Here is a 15,392-nt window from a genome sequence, read left to right as displayed (position 1 = left end):
GGCATACGAGATACTCTATGGTGCCTGGAGTTCCGCCGTGTGCTCTTCCGATCCGCGCGCTCGGGCGTGAGCGCAGGCCTCGTGCCGCATCTGCTGCTGCAGCTCGAACTGGCCGGACGCGTGGCCAGCCTGCCCGGCGACCGGTTCCAGCGGCTCGACGCGCCGCCCGCCGCCGAAGCGGCCGCCGCGCCGGTTGCGCGCCCCGTGCTACATTCCGGCGACAGGGCGCAGTCCGCGCCATCGTCACCGAGCAAGGAACCGCAATGCCCGCGCTGAATCTCGATACCGACGCCGATCGGATCGCCGAGCGCCTCCGCGACCCCGACGCGCTGCTCGTCGCCTGCCTGTGCGCCGAGTGGTGCGGCACCTGCCGCGATTACGACGCCGTGTTCGAGCGGCTCGCCGCCGCCCACCCCGAAGCCTGCTTCGTCTGGATCGACATCGAAACGCACGCCGACCGCCTCGACGATTTCGACGTCGAGAACTTCCCGACCTTGCTGATCGAGGATGCGAACGCGGTGCGCTTTTTCGGCACGGTGTTGCCGCACGGCGGCATCGTCGAGCGGATGCTGACCGACCTGACGGCGATCCCCGGCGTGACCCACGCGCCGAAATTGCGCAATCTGCTCGACGTTGCCGTCTGACCCCGTATTTTTCGCATCGCGGGTGGCATCGGCCGTCCACGCCCGCCCCGCCTGGGATTTCGGCGGGCTTGCCGGCGTATCGGCCCCCACTTATGATGACCCGCTTTTTACACGAGCCGGGTGTCGACCCTGCACCGTGTGCTATAAAGCCGACGTAAAAGGGCCGTCAGTCGGCCCATCCGGTCTCTCCAACCCACTCGAGTCATGTCCAAAGCACTGATCATTGCGGAAAAGCCCTCTGTCGCGAACGACATCGCGCGCGCCCTGGGCGGCTTTACCAAGCATGACGAATATTTCGAAAGCGACGACTTCGTCCTGTCGTCCGCGGTCGGCCACCTGCTCGAAATCGCCGCGCCCGAGGAATACGAGGTCAAGCGAGGCAAGTGGAGCTTCGCGCATCTGCCCGTCATTCCGCCGCATTTCGACCTGAATCCGATCGCCAAGAGCGAATCGCGGCTGAAGGTGCTGACCAAGCTGATCAAGCGCAAGGACATCGACCGTCTCATCAACGCATGCGACGCGGGGCGCGAGGGCGAGCTGATTTTCCGCCTGATCGCGCAGCACGCGAAGGCCAAGCAGCCGGTCCAGCGCCTCTGGCTCCAATCGATGACGCCGGCCGCGATCCGCGACGGCTTCGCCAAGCTGCGCTCCGACGAAGACATGCAGCCGCTCGCCGATGCGGCGCGCTGCCGCTCCGAAGCGGATTGGCTGGTCGGCATCAACGGCACGCGGGCCATGACCGCGTTCAACAGCAAGGGCGGCGGCTTCTTCCTGACCACCGTCGGCCGGGTGCAGACGCCCACGCTGTCGATCGTCGTCGAGCGCGAAGAGAAGATCCGCCAATTCGTGCCGCGCGATTACTGGGAAGTGCGCGCCGAATTCGTCTGCGCCGGCGGCTTCTACGAAGGCCGCTGGTACGACCCGAAGTTCAAGCGCGACGAGCACGATCCGGAAAAGCGCGATTCGCGGCTCTGGAGCCTGCCGGCCGCCGAAACCATCGTGGCCGCCTGCCGCGGGCAGACCGGCTCGGTCAGCGAGGAATCGAAGCCGTCCACGCAGCTCTCGCCGCTGCTGTACGACCTGACCAGCCTGCAGCGCGAGGCCAACAGCCGCTTCGGCTTCTCGGCCAAGAACACGCTCGGCCTGGCGCAGGCGCTGTATGAAAAGCACAAAGTGCTGACCTACCCGCGTACCGACGCGCGCGCGCTGCCGGAGGATTACCTCGGCACCGTGAGCCAGACGCTCGAGATGCTGAAGGAAAGCAACAACTACCTGCCACACGCCAAGCAGGTGCTCGACAAGGGCTGGGTGAAGCCTAACAAGCGCATCTTCGACAACTCGAAGATCAGCGATCACTTCGCCATCATCCCCACGCTGCAGGCGCCGAAGGCGCTGTCCGAGCCGGAGCAGAAGCTCTACGACCTGGTGGTCAAGCGCTTCCTCGCCGTGTTCTTCCCGGCGGCCGAATACCGCGTCACCACGCGTATCACCGAAGTGGCCGGCCATCAGTTCAAGACCGAAGGCAAGGTGCTGGTCGAGCCGGGTTGGCTGCAGGTGTACGGCCGCGACGCCGAAGGCGCCGACGCCAACCTCGTGCCGGTGCAGAAGGACGAGAAGGTCAAGACCGACAAGGTCGCGCCGCACGCGCTCGTGACCAAGCCGCCCGCACGCTATTCGGAAGCCACGCTGCTGTCGGCGATGGAAGGCGCGGGCAAGCTGGTCGGCGACGACGAGCTGCGCGAGGCGATGGCCAACAAGGGCCTCGGCACGCCGGCCACGCGCGCGGCGATCATCGAAGGCCTGCTCGGCGAGAAGTACCTCGTGCGCGAAGGCCGCGAGCTGATCCCCACCGCCAAGGCGTTCCAGCTGACCACGCTGCTGCGCGGCCTCGGCGTGAAGGAACTGACCGCACCGGAGCTGACCGGCGAGTGGGAATACAAGCTGTCGCAGATGGAACGCGGCAACCTGCCGCGCGATGCGTTCATGCAGGAAATCGCCCGCATGACGCAAACCATCGTCAAGCGCGCCAAGGAATACGATTCGGACACGATCCCCGGCGACTACGCGACGCTGGAAACGCCGTGCCCGAATTGCGGCGGCCAGGTGAAGGAAAACTATCGCCGCTTCGCCTGCACGCAGTGCGAATTCTCGATCTCGAAGATTCCGGGCAGCCGTCAGTTCGAAATCCCCGAAGTCGAGGAACTGCTGCAGAAGAAGACGATCGGGCCGCTGTCGGGCTTCCGCAGCAAGATGGGCCGGCCGTTCTCGGCCATTCTCAAGCTGTCGTTCGACGAAGACACGAAGAACTACAAGCTCGAGTTCGATTTCGGCCAGGATCAGGGCGGCGAAGACGGCGAAGCGCCCGACTTCTCGGCGCAAGAGCCGGTGGGCGCCTGCCCGAAGTGCGGCGGCCGCGTGTTCGAGCACGGCATGAGCTTCGTCTGCGAGAACTCGGTCGCCAACCCGAAAACCTGCGACTTCCGTTCCGGCAAGGTGATCCTGCAGCAGGAAATCGCGCGCGAGCAGATGGCCAAGCTGCTGACCGACGGCCGCACCGATCTGCTGCCGAACTTCAAGTCGTCGCGCACGGGCCGCAACTTCAAGGCGTTCCTCGTCAAGCAGCCGGACGGCAAGATCGGCTTCGAGTTCGAGAAGAAGGAGCCGAAGCCGGGCGCGGCCGCGAAGAAAGCGGCGGCCAAGACGGCCACGGCCGCCGCCGCGAACGAGGATGGCGACGATACGGCAGCCGCACCGGCCAAGAAGGTCGCCGCCAAGAAGGCGCCGGCTGCGAAGAAGGCCCCCGCGGCCAAGAAGGTTGCCGCGAAGAAGGCGCCGGCTCGCAAGACCGTGTCGTCGTGATGCGGCTTGCGCCGCCGTCCCGCCCGCTTGGGCGGATGGCGGCGCCGGAATGAAAAAAGCGCGCTGTCCTGAAGGACAGCGCGCTTTTTTATTGGCCGAGCCCCGACCGGGGCCGGCGCAATCTCATCAGAGCGGCGAAGGCGCGGTGACGCGCGGGCGGCTCTTCGGCAGCGGCGCCGGCATCGACGGGCCAGCCGCCGGCCGTTGCAGGCCTTGCGACACGGCGGCGCCTTCCGACGGCGGCTGCAAGCCGCTATTGACGCCCCAATGCTCCCCCAGCGCGGTATCCGGCATCTGGCTGAAGTGCTCGACGAGGTGATCGATGAACGTGCGAACCTTGGCCGGCAGGTGGCGGCGGCTCGGATACGCGACGTTGATCTCGATCTGCGGCAGGCGGTAGTCGGGCAGCAGGCGCACCAGCTTGCCGCGCGCCGTGTCGCCGCCGATCAGGTAGCTCGGCAGCATCGCCACGCCCATGCCCAGCAGCGCGAACTGGCGCAGCATCTCGGTGTTGTTCGCGACGATCACGTTGGTCGGCCGCACCCGCACTTCGCCGTCCGGCCCCGTGAATACGCGCTCGTCGCCCCAGTATTCGGCGGGCAGGCTCAGCGACGGGTGCTCCATCAGGTGCTCGGGATGCGTCGGCACGCCGTGCTTTTCAAGATAGGCCGGCGTCGCGCAGACGGTCATGCAGCCCGTGGTAAGCCGCCGCGTGACGATGCTGGCGCTGCGCATCTGCCGCGCGATCACCACCCCGACATCGAAGCCTTCCTCGACCAGATCGACCTGCCGGTCGACCAGCGTGAGATCCGGTATCACCTTGGGATAGCGCTGGGTGTAGCTTTGCAGCACCGGCGCGAGGTTGTGCAGCCCGAACACGACCGGCGCGACGATGCGCAGCGTGCCGACCGGCTCATGATTGCGCGCCACGACCATCTGCTCGACGTCTTCCAGCTCGTCGAGAATCTGGCGTGCACGTTCGAGATAAACCTGGCCGGATTCGGTCAGGGAAAGGCTGCGCGTCGTCCGGTTCAACAGACGGGTGCCGAGTCGCCCCTCGAGATCGGCAACGTGGCGCGTAGCCACGGCATTCGAGATATCCATCGCGCTGGCCGCTCGCGCGAAGCTGCCCAGATCGGCCACCTTGACGAACACTCGCATCGACTGCAGATGATCCATAACCACTCCCGCCGCTGTGCTTTACAGCTTCAAAATTGTGTAGCAAATGCGTAATTCTCCTACGACAGCGAATTTGGTGCAGAGTTGCCGTCAAAGTGCGGGATTTCGACAAAAAATGTTCGATTGAGGGGCACCTTACACCAAGATTCATCTAATTATTCTGATCCAGGAAACAATCCGCCTCGAACAAGCCGATTTGCACGCCCACGTCAACGGTCGAGCGCGCCCGTTCCGGTACGCTGCCGCACTGCTGCCCCGTAACAAGCTGTTAAAAAGAGATACACCTGGCCGGCGCGCGTCATAAGATCATGACGGCCCGCCCCCGTTCGGGCTGCCGGCCTGCCACACAGCCATGGCGGTGTCCGGCGCATCCCGCTTTCCGTGCCGTTCTCGACTACTTCATGAAAATAGCCATCCTCGACGACTATCAGGACGCCGTCCGCAAGCTCAATTGTTTCGAGTTGCTCGCCGACCACGAGGTAAAGGTCTTCAACAACACGGTGCGCGGCCTCGGCCAGCTCGCCAGCCGGCTCACCGAGGTCGAAGCGCTCGTCCTCATCCGCGAACGCACTCACATCACCTCGCAACTGCTATCGAAGCTCCCGCATCTGCGCATGATCAGCCAGACGGGCAAGGCGTCGAGCCATATCGACATCGAGGCCTGCACCGAGCGCGGCATCGCCGTGCTCGAAGGCACCGGTTCGCCGGTCGCGCCGGCCGAACTCACCTGGGCGCTGATCATGGCCGCCCAGCGCCGCATTCCGCAGTACGTCGCCAACCTGAAGCAGGGCGCCTGGCAGCAGTCGGGCCTCAAGACCTCGGCGATGCCGCCCAACTTCGGCCTCGGCCAGGTGCTGCGCGGCCAGACGCTCGGCATCTGGGGCTACGGCAAGATCGGCCAGCTGGTGGCCGGCTACGGCAAGGCGTTCGGCATGAACGTGCTGATCTGGGGCCGCGAGGCGTCGCTCGAGCGCGCGCGCGCCGACGGCCACACTGCCGCGGAAAGCCGCGAGGCGTTCTTCGAGCAGGCCGACATCCTGACGCTGCACCTGCGCCTGAACGACGAGACGCGCGGCATCGTCAAGCAGGACGACCTGATGCGCATGAAGCCGACCTCGCTGCTCGTCAACACGAGCCGCGCCGAGCTGCTGGAAGAAAGCGCGCTCGTCAATGCGCTCGCGCAGAACCGGCCCGGCATGGTGGCCATCGACGTGTTCGAGAGCGAGCCGATCCTGCAGGGCTACAGCCTGCTGCGCATGGAGAACGTGATCTGCACGCCGCATATCGGCTATGTCGAGCGCGAGAGCTACGAGCTGTATTTCGGCGCGGCGTTCCGCAATATCCTTGCGTTCGATTCCGGCGACACGTCGAGCGTGGCGAATCCCGATGCGCTGGTGGGCGGGCGGAATCGGCGTTGATCCAGCGTTGATGCGGCGTTGATCGCCGCGGGCGGGCGCGTCCTTCGCTACCGGAACGCTGCCCGCAGGTGCGGGCAGCCGGCCTGGGCGGCGTTCAGGACGCCACGGCCACCGGCTGCGCCGCCTGCCCGGCTTCGTGCGCCATCGCGGCGACGAACTGCTCGCCGTCGCGGCGGCCGAGATCGTAGGCGTGCTGCATCTGGCCCGGGCTCGTGTAATCCCAGCTCGAAATCGGCACCTTGACCGACGGCTGCACGTAGAGCCGCGTCTGTTCGCCGTGCGCGACCGTGAATTGCTGCGGGCGCGGATAGCGGCGCGTCACCATCACCAGCACCTTGCCCGGCGTGGGATCGAGCGCGCCCACCGGCACGTTGTCGACCATCCCGCCATCGAGCACCGGCCGCCCCGCGCGGCGCAGCACCGGCGTGAACGGCGGCGTGCACGACGACTGCAGGATCAGATCGGCCAGCTCGTCGACATGCGCGCAGGCCTGCGCCCGCACGAATTCCGGCCGGAAGCCGAGCGACTGGCCGAGCGTGGGATGCAGCGTCTTGCGGACGTATTTCTCGATGTTGTAGGCCACCAGGCCCGCCGCCACCGCGCTGCGCGCGCCGAGCCAGCGCGGCACGTGCGAGACGCCGATGCGGATTTCGGGCGCGTCGCCGAGGCGCGCGAACGGCTCGCCGTAGATGTCGACCAGCGCCTGGCGGTAGATGCGGTAATGCGGGAACACCGGCTTGCCGCGCAACAGGTTGCCCCAGTAGGCGTTCTTCGTGTTGTCGCGCAGCGCGTCGCGGTAATAGCGCATGACCCACTGCGCGTCGCGCGTGTAGAGCATGCAGGCCGTGGCCGCGCCGGCCGAAATGCCGGTGATCACGCGCGGGCGGATCGCCAGCGCCGGCTGTGCGACGTCCCAGAAGCCCGCCTGCCACCAGCAACGGTTGCCGCCGCCGGCGAATACCACTTGATCGAACATCGCGGGGCTCCTTGATCGTTGAACCGTGCCCGGATCGGGCAGCGCCGTGGGGGAATGGAGGTGCCGGTTGGCCTTGGCTCGGCCCCTACTGGCTTATCGGGCGTCATGATAGCGGAGGCGCCGCGGGCCGGTCGGACAGGCCTCGATCGGGCCGAGCAACTTTTTTGAAGAAAAAGCGAGAAAGGAGTAGACAGGCCTCAAAAGCTTAGGCATAATCTTTCTTCTGTTGGGGGCGTTAGCTCAGTTGGTAGAGCAGCGGACTCTTAATCCGTAGGTCGAGTGTTCGAGTCACTCACGCCCCACCAGGAATTCCGAAGCCCGGTTAGCGAAAGCTAACCGGGCTTTTTCCTTTTCCGACCCGGACAGGCAACGCGCGCAAAGCCGTCGAATCTCGATCGACGTTGAAACCATCGTTTCAATAAATCGCCCGGCCCGCATTCCGCTTCGTCAATTAACTACACACTGCCCCACGCGACTCGAAATAGACTGACCCGGTGAATAACCGGCATTCCCGCGGCAATCAGAACAATCGGAACGAATCGGCCGAGCCGACACGCCCAACGCCCCGCAAACGCCCGTCCAGCGGCGCCTCGCCGGCCCGATCGCCCGGATCGAAAACACCCGATCCTGCAAAATAATCCCGCCATGTCTCGTCCGACATGAAGCCCGGCGAGACCGCCCAAGCGATAACTCGCCGTAATCCAACACGACACAACTCCGTCAAGATTCGCCAGAGGCAGCCGTTATCATACGGGTCGACAAAATCCTCCGCCTGTTACCGTGGCCAGCTCGCCCCAGCGCTTCTTCAACGCATCCCGCCTCCTCGCCTACGCGGGCACGATACTGCTCTTGACGCAGGTGTACGGGATCACCTCGTCGGCCTTGAAAGCCATGAAGGAGCACGGGCATCCGATCGGCTACGATTTCGAGGCGTTCTGGGCCGCCTCGCACCTGGCGCTGGCCGGCACGCCGACCCTGGCCTACGACTGGAAAGCCTTCGCGGGGGCGATGCGCCTGATCTCGCCGCACGTGCAATTCACCGGCCCGTGGTTCTATCCGCCGAACTTCCTGCTGGTCGTCTGGCCATTCGCCTTGCTGTCGAGCCCGGTCGGCTACATCATCTTCGAGACGATCACGGGCCTGCTGTTCATCTGGCTGATCTACCGCAGGGTGTCGTCGATACCGGATTCGCTGGTTCTGGTGCTCGCGTTTCCGGGCTTCTGGCTCAATGTGGCCCAAGGCCAGAACGCGGCGCTGACGGCCAGCCTCGCGTTGATGGCGCTGCTCTCCCTGAATAAACGCCCGATCCTCGCCGGCGTGTTCATCGGCCTGCTGTCGATCAAGCCTCATCTCGCGATTCTGTTTCCGGTTGCGCTCGCGTGCGCCGGCATGTGGACGACGTTCATCGCCGCAGGCGTGACCGCCACGATCTTCACGGCGGTCGCGATCGCCGCATTCGGCGTGGGCATCATCCATCCGTTCCTGGCGGGCTTGTCCGAGGCAAACGCCTTGGTCGCGAGCGGCCAGCTACCGTGGAAACAGATGGCCAGCCTGTTCGCGTCGCTGCGCGTGTTCCACGTCGGGATCGGCCCGGCCTACGTCGCGCAGGCATGTTCGGCCGCATTGGCGCTCCTCACCGTGGGCTGGGTGTGGCGTCATTCGAAGGCGCTCGAAGTGCGCGCGACCGCGCTGGTCGGCGGCACCTTCCTGATCAGCCCGTACATGTACAACTACGACGGCGTGTGGCTGGGCATCCCGGTGGCGCTGCTCGCCGTCGAGTCGGTCAGGCGCGGCTGGTTGCGCTGGGAACGGTGGATTCTCGTCGTCGCATGGGCGTATCCGGCACTCGGCAACATGTCCGAGGATCACCTGGAGATCGGCTTCGGCCCGGTGGTGTTCTGGGCGCTCTTGTTCATCGCGGTGCGGCGCACGCGCCTCGCGATGCGCGTCGAGCGCATGATGCCGGCCGCCGACACCGCGCTGCCTGCCGCCGCCGGCAGCGCGCACTGAACCTCGCGGGGAGCGCCCATGCAACCGTCCACGTTGATCGAACCGGCCGCCAACGACGCGCATGACGCGGGCGCAACGACATCGTCGACGGTCATCGCGCTGCGCCCCGATCCGGCGCTGGCCCGCACGCTCGTCGTCGATCTGGAAGGCGCGCTGCTGCGCTCCGGCCTGCTCGTCGAATCGGGTTGCGCGCTGCTGCGCGCCACGCCGCATCGCGCCGCCGAAGCGGTACGGCCACTGCTGCGCGGCGGCAAGGCGGGGCTGACGGCCTGGCTGGCCGAGCAGGCAAGCCTCGACGTCACGGTGCTGCCCTACGACGACGCCGTGCTCGGCTGGCTCCGCAGCCAGCACGAGCAAGGCCGCACGCTGGTGCTGACCACGTCGGGCCACGCCGGCCAGGCGCAGCGGATCGCCGATCACCTCGGCATCTTCGATCGCGTGATGGCCAGCGGCACGTCGAACGACAAGCACGGCAAACGCGACCGGCTCGTGACCGAATTCGGCGAGCGGGGCTTCGACTACATCGGCCGCGCCCGCGCCGATCTCGCGGTGTGGCGCAGCGCGTACGCGGCGCATCTCGTCAATCCGTCGCGCGGCCTGGAACGCCAGGCGCACCGGCACGGCAACGTCGAGCTGGTGATCCGCTCGCGGCCGCCGCTGCTGCCTGCCTGGATCCGCGCGCTGCGCTTCCATCAGTGGCTCAAGAACCTGCTGATCTTCGTGCCGGTGTTCGCGGCGCACAAGATGTCGGATCCGATGCTGCTGCTGCAGGCGCTGCTGGCGTTTCTGGCGTTCGGCATGTGCGCGTCGAGCGCGTATCTGCTCAACGATCTGCTCGATCTGCAGGACGACCGCCACCATCCGATGAAACGCAAGCGGCCGTTCGCGTCGGGCGCGTTGCCGATCGCGCACGGCGCGCTGCTCGCGCCGCTGCTGCTCGCGGCGGCGGCCGGCATCGCCTGGCTGGCGCTGCCGGCCCGCTTCGCCGGGGTGCTCGGCGGCTACTACGTGCTGACGCTCGCCTATTCGCTGTACCTGAAGAAGCAGGCGATGGTCGACGTGGTGGTGCTGGCCGGCCTGTACACGGCGCGGATCGTCGCGGGCGCGGCGGCGGTCAGCGTGCCGCTGACGTTCTGGCTGCTCGGCTTCTCGATGTTCATCTTCCTGAGCCTCGCGCTCGCCAAGCGCTACGCGGAGCTGCATTCGATGCAGGCGCACGGCGCCGAGAAGACGCGCGGGCGCGGCTATCTGGCGAGCGACCTGCCGCTGATCTCGTCGCTCGGCACGTCCTCCGGGTATCTCGCGGTGCTGGTGCTCGCGCTGTATATCCAGGACGCGCGCACCGTCGAGCTGTACCGCTCGCCGCAGACGATCTGGCTGGCCTGCCCGCTGCTGCTGTACTGGATCAGCCGCATGTGGATGGTGTCGCATCGCGGCCAGATGCATCACGACCCGATCGTGTTCGCCGCACGCGACCGCGTCAGCCTCGTGGTCGCGGTGCTGTTCGGCGCGATCTTCTGCGCCGCCTGGTGACGCATGCCGGGCATGCTGTCGTGGGGCCGCTATCCGCACTTTCCGCAGACGCCGCACGCGCTCGCCTGGCGCGACAGCGTGCAGCCGGCCTGGACGCAACTGGCGCAGGCCCACGGCACGACGCTCGCGTTCGGCAACGGCCGCAGCTACGGCGATAGCTGCCTGGCGGCCTCGGATCATGTGCTGCACACGATCGCGCTCGACCGCCTGATCTCGGCCGATTGGGAAACCGGCGTGCTGCGCGCCGAAGCCGGCGTGACGTTCGACGCGATCCTGAACAGCGCGGTGCCGCGCGGCTGGATGCTGCCGGTCACGCCGGGCACGCAATACGTGACGCTCGGCGGCGCCCTCGCGAACGACGTGCACGGCAAGAACCATCATCGGCGCGGCACGTTCGGGCGTCATGTGCGCCGCTTCCTGCTCGCACGCAGCGACGGCAGCCTCATCGAGTGCGCGCCCGACCGCAATCCCGACTGGTTCGCGGCGACCATCGGCGGCCTCGGGCTGACGGGCGTCGTGGTCTGGGCCGAGATCCAGTTGATGCCGCTCCGCTCGAGCCTCATCGACGCGCACGCGATCCGCTTCGGCAACCTCGACGCGTTCTTCGATCTGTCGGCCAGGCTCGATCCGATGCACGAATACAGCGTGGCGTGGATCGACTGCCAGGCGAGCGGCGCGCAGTTGGGGCGCGGCATCTACATGGTCGGCGATCATGCGGAGCACGGCCCGCTGCGCCGCGACGCGCGCAAGAAGCGCGGCGTGCCGTTCACGCCGCCGGTGTCGCCGATCAACCGGCTGACGCTGCGCGCGTTCAACGCGTTCTACTACCGCAAGCAGGCGGCCGGCGAGGTGCGCTCGCGCGTCGGCTTCGACGCGTTCTTCTATCCGCTCGACAGCCTGCTCGACTGGAACCGCCTCTACGGCCGCGCGGGCTTCCAGCAGTTTCAATGCGTCGTGCCGGCCGCCGTCGCGCGCGAGGCGACGCGGGCGCTGCTCGGCGCCATCGCCCGCAGCGGCACCGGCTCGTTCCTCGCGGTGCTCAAGCGCTGCGGGGCGCTGGCGTCGCCCGGGCGGCTCTCGTTTCCGCTTGAAGGCACCTCGCTGGCGCTCGATTTTCCGCAGCGCGACGCCGTCAACGCGCGGCTGTTCGCCACGCTCGGCGCGATCGTGCGCGAAGCGGGCGGACGCCTCTATCCGGCGAAGGACGCGCAGATGCCGGGCGCGGACTTTCGCGCGGCCTATCCGCACTGGCAGGACATCGAACGGCATCGCGATCCGGCTATCCTGTCGCGCTTCTGGCAACGAACCACCCAAACATGAAGAACATCCTCATCGTCGGCGCGACGTCCGCGATCGCTCACGCCTGTGCACGCCGCTGGGCCGCGGACGGCGCGCGCTTCTTTCTGGTCGCGCGCAACGGCGAACGGCTGCGGCAAGTGGCCGACGATCTGACCGCGCGCGGCGCGGCGCTCGCCGCGACGTGCGTGCTCGACATCAACGACATCGACCGGCACGCCGACATGCTCGCGCGCTGCGCCGAGGCGCTCGGCGCGCCCGACGTCGTGCTGGTCGCACCGGGCACGCTGCCCGATCAGGCCGCGTGCCAGGCCGATGCCGCGCTGACGGTACAGGAGTTCACGAGCAACGCGGTGTCGGTGATTGCGCTGCTCACGCCGATCGCCAACCTGCTCGAAGCGCAGCGCAGCGGCGTGCTCGCGGTGATTTCGTCGGTGGCGGGCGAGCGCGGGCGGCCGTCGAACTACGTGTACGGCAGCGCCAAGGCCGCGCTGACCGCGTTCTGCGAAGGGCTCAATGCGCGGCTGTTCAAGGCCGGCGCGCATGTCGTGACGATCAAGCCGGGCTTCGTCGCCACGCCGATGACCGCGGGCCTGCCGCTGCCGGGGCCGCTCGTCGCGATGCCGGACAAGGTGGCGGCCGATATCGTCGCGGCGGTCGCGCGGCGCCGGGACGTGTGCTACACGCCGCGCTTCTGGTCGCTCATCATGCTCGTGATCCGCTCGCTGCCGCGCGTCCTGTTCAAGCGCGCTTCGCTGTAGGCCGGCGCCCGCGCGTCACTCCCACTCCGCCACCCCGCCGTGGCGCGAGCACGTGCCCGACCGGTGCCGGCTGAAGCTGTACGTGCCGTCGCGGCAATGCGCGGTGGCGCCGGCCGGCACGCGCCCGTCGCGAGAATGCGCCGGCGCGTGCACGTCCTGGCCGTCGCGATTCGTGTAATGGCGATGCTCGCGCAATTGCGCTTCGTCGGGATCGGGCTGATAGGCGAAGGATGGCGCAGCGAGCGCGCCGAGCAGGACGGCAATCAGGCATCGTTTCATGGCGGTTCCCCGGGGCCGGTTCGGCCGTTTTCTTGTCGGCGCCAGGCGTCGGCCCGATTCATCCGGCGAATCGGGAAAAATCGGGCGAGCGCGGCCCTCGCACTGTACCGCGACTTCGATACATGCCTTTTACGATTGGGGATGTCTGCGCGCCGGACGGCGCAAGGGCGAGGCAGCGCGCCGATCGCTGCGCACGCAACGATCGGCGGGATCCGGCTTACACGCTGAAGCGGTTCAGCGTGTAAGCGCGATACGCGGCGACGAACGCATCGAACGATCCGCCGTCCTTGCCTTCCAGTTCGGCCTGCTCGGTCAGCGACTTGTCGGCCAGCGCCCGCGCTTCGGCGGCGGCCTCGCCATCGAGCGGCCGCGCGCGGAAATGCTCGGCATGCGCCGCGCTCTGCCGGCGCGCGAAATCGAGGAACGATTCGCCGCGCTCGCGCATCTCGCGCAATACGCGTGCGGACGGCGTCTGCTCGGGATCGTCGAGCTTCACGCGCTGCGCGGCCACGGCGCGCGCGTGCGCATCGCCGCCGCGAATCTCGTCGAGCACGCGCGCCGCCATCTCGATCTTCGCGAAGGCTTCCTCGGCCCAGTCGCGCATCGAGACTGCCGCGCCGTCGCGCACCAGTTCGAGCCCGGGCTTGCGGCCCTCCATCGTCACGCGGCCGAAATTCGCATTGGCCTCGCGATACGCATCGCATTCGAGCGGCGCGCTGTCGTCGAGCGCGCACACGAGCAGGTAGGCATCCATGAAGCGCGCGGTATCGATGGCGATGCCGGTCGGCTCGAACGGATCGATGTCGAGACAGCGCACCTCGATGTACTGCACGCCGCGCGACGCAAGCGCATGCAGCGGCCGCTCGCCCGAATAGGTGACGCGCTTCGGACGGATCGTCGAGTAGAACTCGTTCTCGATCTGCAGCACATTGGTGTTGAGCTGGATCCACTCGCCGTCGCGGTGCGTGCCGATCGCCTCGTAGGCCGGATACGGCTCGCTGACGGCCTTCGACAGCGCATCGAGATAGCCGTCGAGCGAGTTGTAATCGGCGACCAGCGCCGATTGCGCGGTGGTGTTCGAATAGCCGAGATCGCTCATCCGCAGGCTGGTGGCGTACGGGCGGTACAGCGTGGTCGCATCGAACGCCTCGAGCGTGCTGTCGCGCCCGCGCAGGAACGCCTTGTCGAGCGCCGGCGACGCGCCGAACAGATACATCAGCAGCCAGCTCGTGCGGCGGAAATTGCGGATCTGCGCGAGGTAGCGCGCCGACTGGTAATCGACCGGCGCGGCGGCCGACTGCGCATGCTCGCGCAGACGCAGCCAAATATCCTCGTGCAGCGAATAGTTGTAGTGAATGCCCGCGATGCACTGCATCGTGCGGCCGTAGCGATACGCGAGGCCGCGGCGGTAGATGGTCTTGAGGCGGCCGATGTTCGAGCTGCCGTAGTCGGCGATCGGAATCTGGTCGTCTTCCGGCAGCTTGCCGGGCATCGATTCGTTCCAGAGCATCTCGTCGCCGAGCGCGGCGTACGCTTCGCGGTGCAGCGTGTCGAGACGCGCGAGCGTGATCGCCACATCGGGTTCGGCCGGCGTGATCAGCTCGATCAGCGCTTCGGAATAATCGGTCGTCAGCGCGGGGTGCGTGAGTGCGGAGCCGAGCGCGCGCGGATGCGGCGTCATGGCGATCATGCCGTCGCGCGTGACGCGCAGGCTTTCCTTTTCGATGCCGCGCAGGCCGTCAACCAGACGTTCGCGCGTCGGCCCGGAAGCCAGCACGGCGAGACGTTGCTGCAGCAAGTCGGTGTGGCTGGAAGTCATCTTGTTCGACATGGATGCTAGGAAGCAGGCATGGCGGTTTGCTGCCACGCGCACCGCCCGCCGGGATTGACGGTAGCGGGCACTTTAACATCTCGCCGAAACGCTCGCTTGAGCCCACCTCGATTCCCGGCACAGCCAAGCCTGGCTTGCCTTCCAGCGCTCTCAACCGCCTCGCGCGCCGCCGGCCCGGTCGGCGATTTCATTCCACAGATGCATGGCCGCATAGGCGCGCCACGGGCGCCATGCGTCGCTGCGCTGCCGCTGGCTCGACGGCCGGCCGAGCGCCGGATCGCGCGCGACGATCGACTGCATCAGCACCAGATCGGTAGCCGGCCAGGCGTCCGGATCGCGCCAGGCACGCATCGCGATGTATTCGACCGTCCACGGGCCGATGCCGGGCAACGCGAGCAGCGCCGCACGGCGCTGCGTCAAATCGGCGCCGCCGGCAGCGATGTCGATGGGCGCCTCGCCGGCCGCCACCGCGCGCGCCGTGCCCTGCAGCGCGGCGATCCGCTTGCCGGGCATGCCGATCCGGCCGAGATCGCAGGCAGCCAGCGCGGCCGGCTCCGGGAACCGCCAGCCCACGGCCGGATGCGGCGCCGCCGCAAGCGGTTCGCC

12 protein-coding genes, 1 tRNA gene and 1 pseudogene are annotated in these 15,392 nt (G+C 67.3%); 9 read left to right on the top strand and 5 right to left on the bottom strand.

Going from position 1 to position 15,392, the window contains the following annotated elements:
* Positions 1–39: 39 nt before the first annotated feature.
* The 3 genes from G3N92_RS20995 to G3N92_RS20985 all read left to right on the top strand — a co-directional run bounded on the left by G3N92_RS20995 (position 40) and on the right by G3N92_RS20985 (position 3,503).
* The gene (locus G3N92_RS20995; protein WP_346778328.1) at positions 40–276 is read left to right on the top strand and encodes a hypothetical protein; all 237 of its coding nucleotides are present in this window, start codon (positions 40–42) and stop codon (positions 274–276) included.
* Positions 264–644, top strand: a complete 381-nt coding sequence (locus G3N92_RS20990; RefSeq protein WP_206129503.1) for a thioredoxin family protein — start codon at positions 264–266, stop codon at positions 642–644. The genes G3N92_RS20995 and G3N92_RS20990 overlap by 13 nt, the downstream gene beginning before the upstream one ends.
* A gap of 204 nt (positions 645–848) precedes the next feature.
* Positions 849–3,503 carry a DNA topoisomerase III gene (locus G3N92_RS20985; protein WP_206129502.1) on the top strand — a complete coding sequence of 885 codons (2,655 nt, stop codon included), beginning with the start codon at positions 849–851 and terminating at the stop codon, positions 3,501–3,503.
* A gap of 126 nt (positions 3,504–3,629) precedes the next feature.
* Here the strand turns inward: G3N92_RS20985 and G3N92_RS20980 are convergent, their stop codons facing one another.
* Complete coding sequence (locus tag G3N92_RS20980; RefSeq protein ID WP_206129501.1) at positions 3,630–4,682, bottom strand: LysR family transcriptional regulator; 1,053 nt, start codon at positions 4,680–4,682, stop codon at positions 3,630–3,632.
* Positions 4,683–5,083: 401 nt separating this feature from the next.
* On the opposite strand from G3N92_RS20980, the gene G3N92_RS20975 reads away from it, so the two are divergent.
* Positions 5,084–6,100, top strand: a complete 1,017-nt coding sequence (locus G3N92_RS20975) for a D-2-hydroxyacid dehydrogenase family protein (RefSeq protein ID WP_206129500.1) — start codon at positions 5,084–5,086, stop codon at positions 6,098–6,100.
* Positions 6,101–6,194: 94 nt separating this feature from the next.
* Here G3N92_RS20975 and G3N92_RS20970 read toward each other — a convergent pair whose 3' ends face one another.
* Entirely contained in the window at positions 6,195–7,076 is an 882-nt protein-coding gene (locus G3N92_RS20970; protein WP_206129499.1) for a patatin-like phospholipase family protein, read from the bottom strand.
* Between the two features lie 229 nt (positions 7,077–7,305).
* Between G3N92_RS20970 and G3N92_RS20965 the strand changes: the two genes are divergently transcribed.
* The 5 genes from G3N92_RS20965 (at position 7,306) to G3N92_RS20945 (ending at position 12,676) form a co-directional block, all read left to right on the top strand.
* Positions 7,306–7,381: transfer RNA gene (locus G3N92_RS20965), tRNA-Lys, on the top strand.
* A 475-nt stretch (positions 7,382–7,856) separates the two neighbouring features.
* Entirely contained in the window at positions 7,857–9,086 is a 1,230-nt protein-coding gene (locus G3N92_RS20960; RefSeq protein ID WP_206129498.1) for a glycosyltransferase family 87 protein, read from the top strand.
* Between the two features lie 18 nt (positions 9,087–9,104).
* Positions 9,105–10,619 (top strand): UbiA family prenyltransferase, encoded by a 1,515-nt coding sequence (locus G3N92_RS20955; RefSeq protein WP_206129497.1) that lies wholly within the window; start codon positions 9,105–9,107, stop codon positions 10,617–10,619.
* A gap of 3 nt (positions 10,620–10,622) precedes the next feature.
* On the top strand, positions 10,623–11,939 hold the full coding sequence (locus G3N92_RS20950; RefSeq protein ID WP_206129496.1) for an FAD-binding oxidoreductase: 1,317 nt from the start codon (positions 10,623–10,625) through the stop codon (positions 11,937–11,939).
* Entirely contained in the window at positions 11,936–12,676 is a 741-nt protein-coding gene (locus tag G3N92_RS20945; RefSeq protein WP_206129495.1) for an SDR family oxidoreductase, read from the top strand. Before G3N92_RS20950 ends, G3N92_RS20945 begins: the two co-directional genes overlap by 4 nt.
* A 15-nt stretch (positions 12,677–12,691) precedes the next feature.
* On the opposite strand, the gene G3N92_RS20940 is transcribed toward G3N92_RS20945, so the two are convergent.
* From G3N92_RS20940 to G3N92_RS20930, 3 genes and pseudogenes are all read right to left on the bottom strand, one after another.
* Positions 12,692–12,955 (bottom strand): DUF3761 domain-containing protein, encoded by a 264-nt coding sequence (locus G3N92_RS20940; RefSeq protein ID WP_206129494.1) that lies wholly within the window; start codon positions 12,953–12,955, stop codon positions 12,692–12,694.
* Positions 12,956–13,172: 217 nt separating this feature from the next.
* A complete protein-coding gene (gene gshA, locus G3N92_RS20935; RefSeq protein WP_206129493.1) occupies positions 13,173–14,786 on the bottom strand; it encodes a glutamate--cysteine ligase in 1,614 nt (537 codons plus the stop codon).
* Positions 14,787–14,936: 150 nt separating this feature from the next.
* A pseudogene (locus tag G3N92_RS20930) lies at positions 14,937–15,392 on the bottom strand (DNA-3-methyladenine glycosylase 2 family protein); the annotation flags it as partial.

The sequence above is a fragment of the Burkholderia sp. Ac-20379 genome, from assembly GCF_017104645.1.
Classification (GTDB): domain Bacteria; phylum Pseudomonadota; class Gammaproteobacteria; order Burkholderiales; family Burkholderiaceae; genus Burkholderia.
The sequence above is the reverse complement of the archived record's forward strand: the minus strand, read 5'-3'. Positions and strand labels throughout refer to the sequence as shown.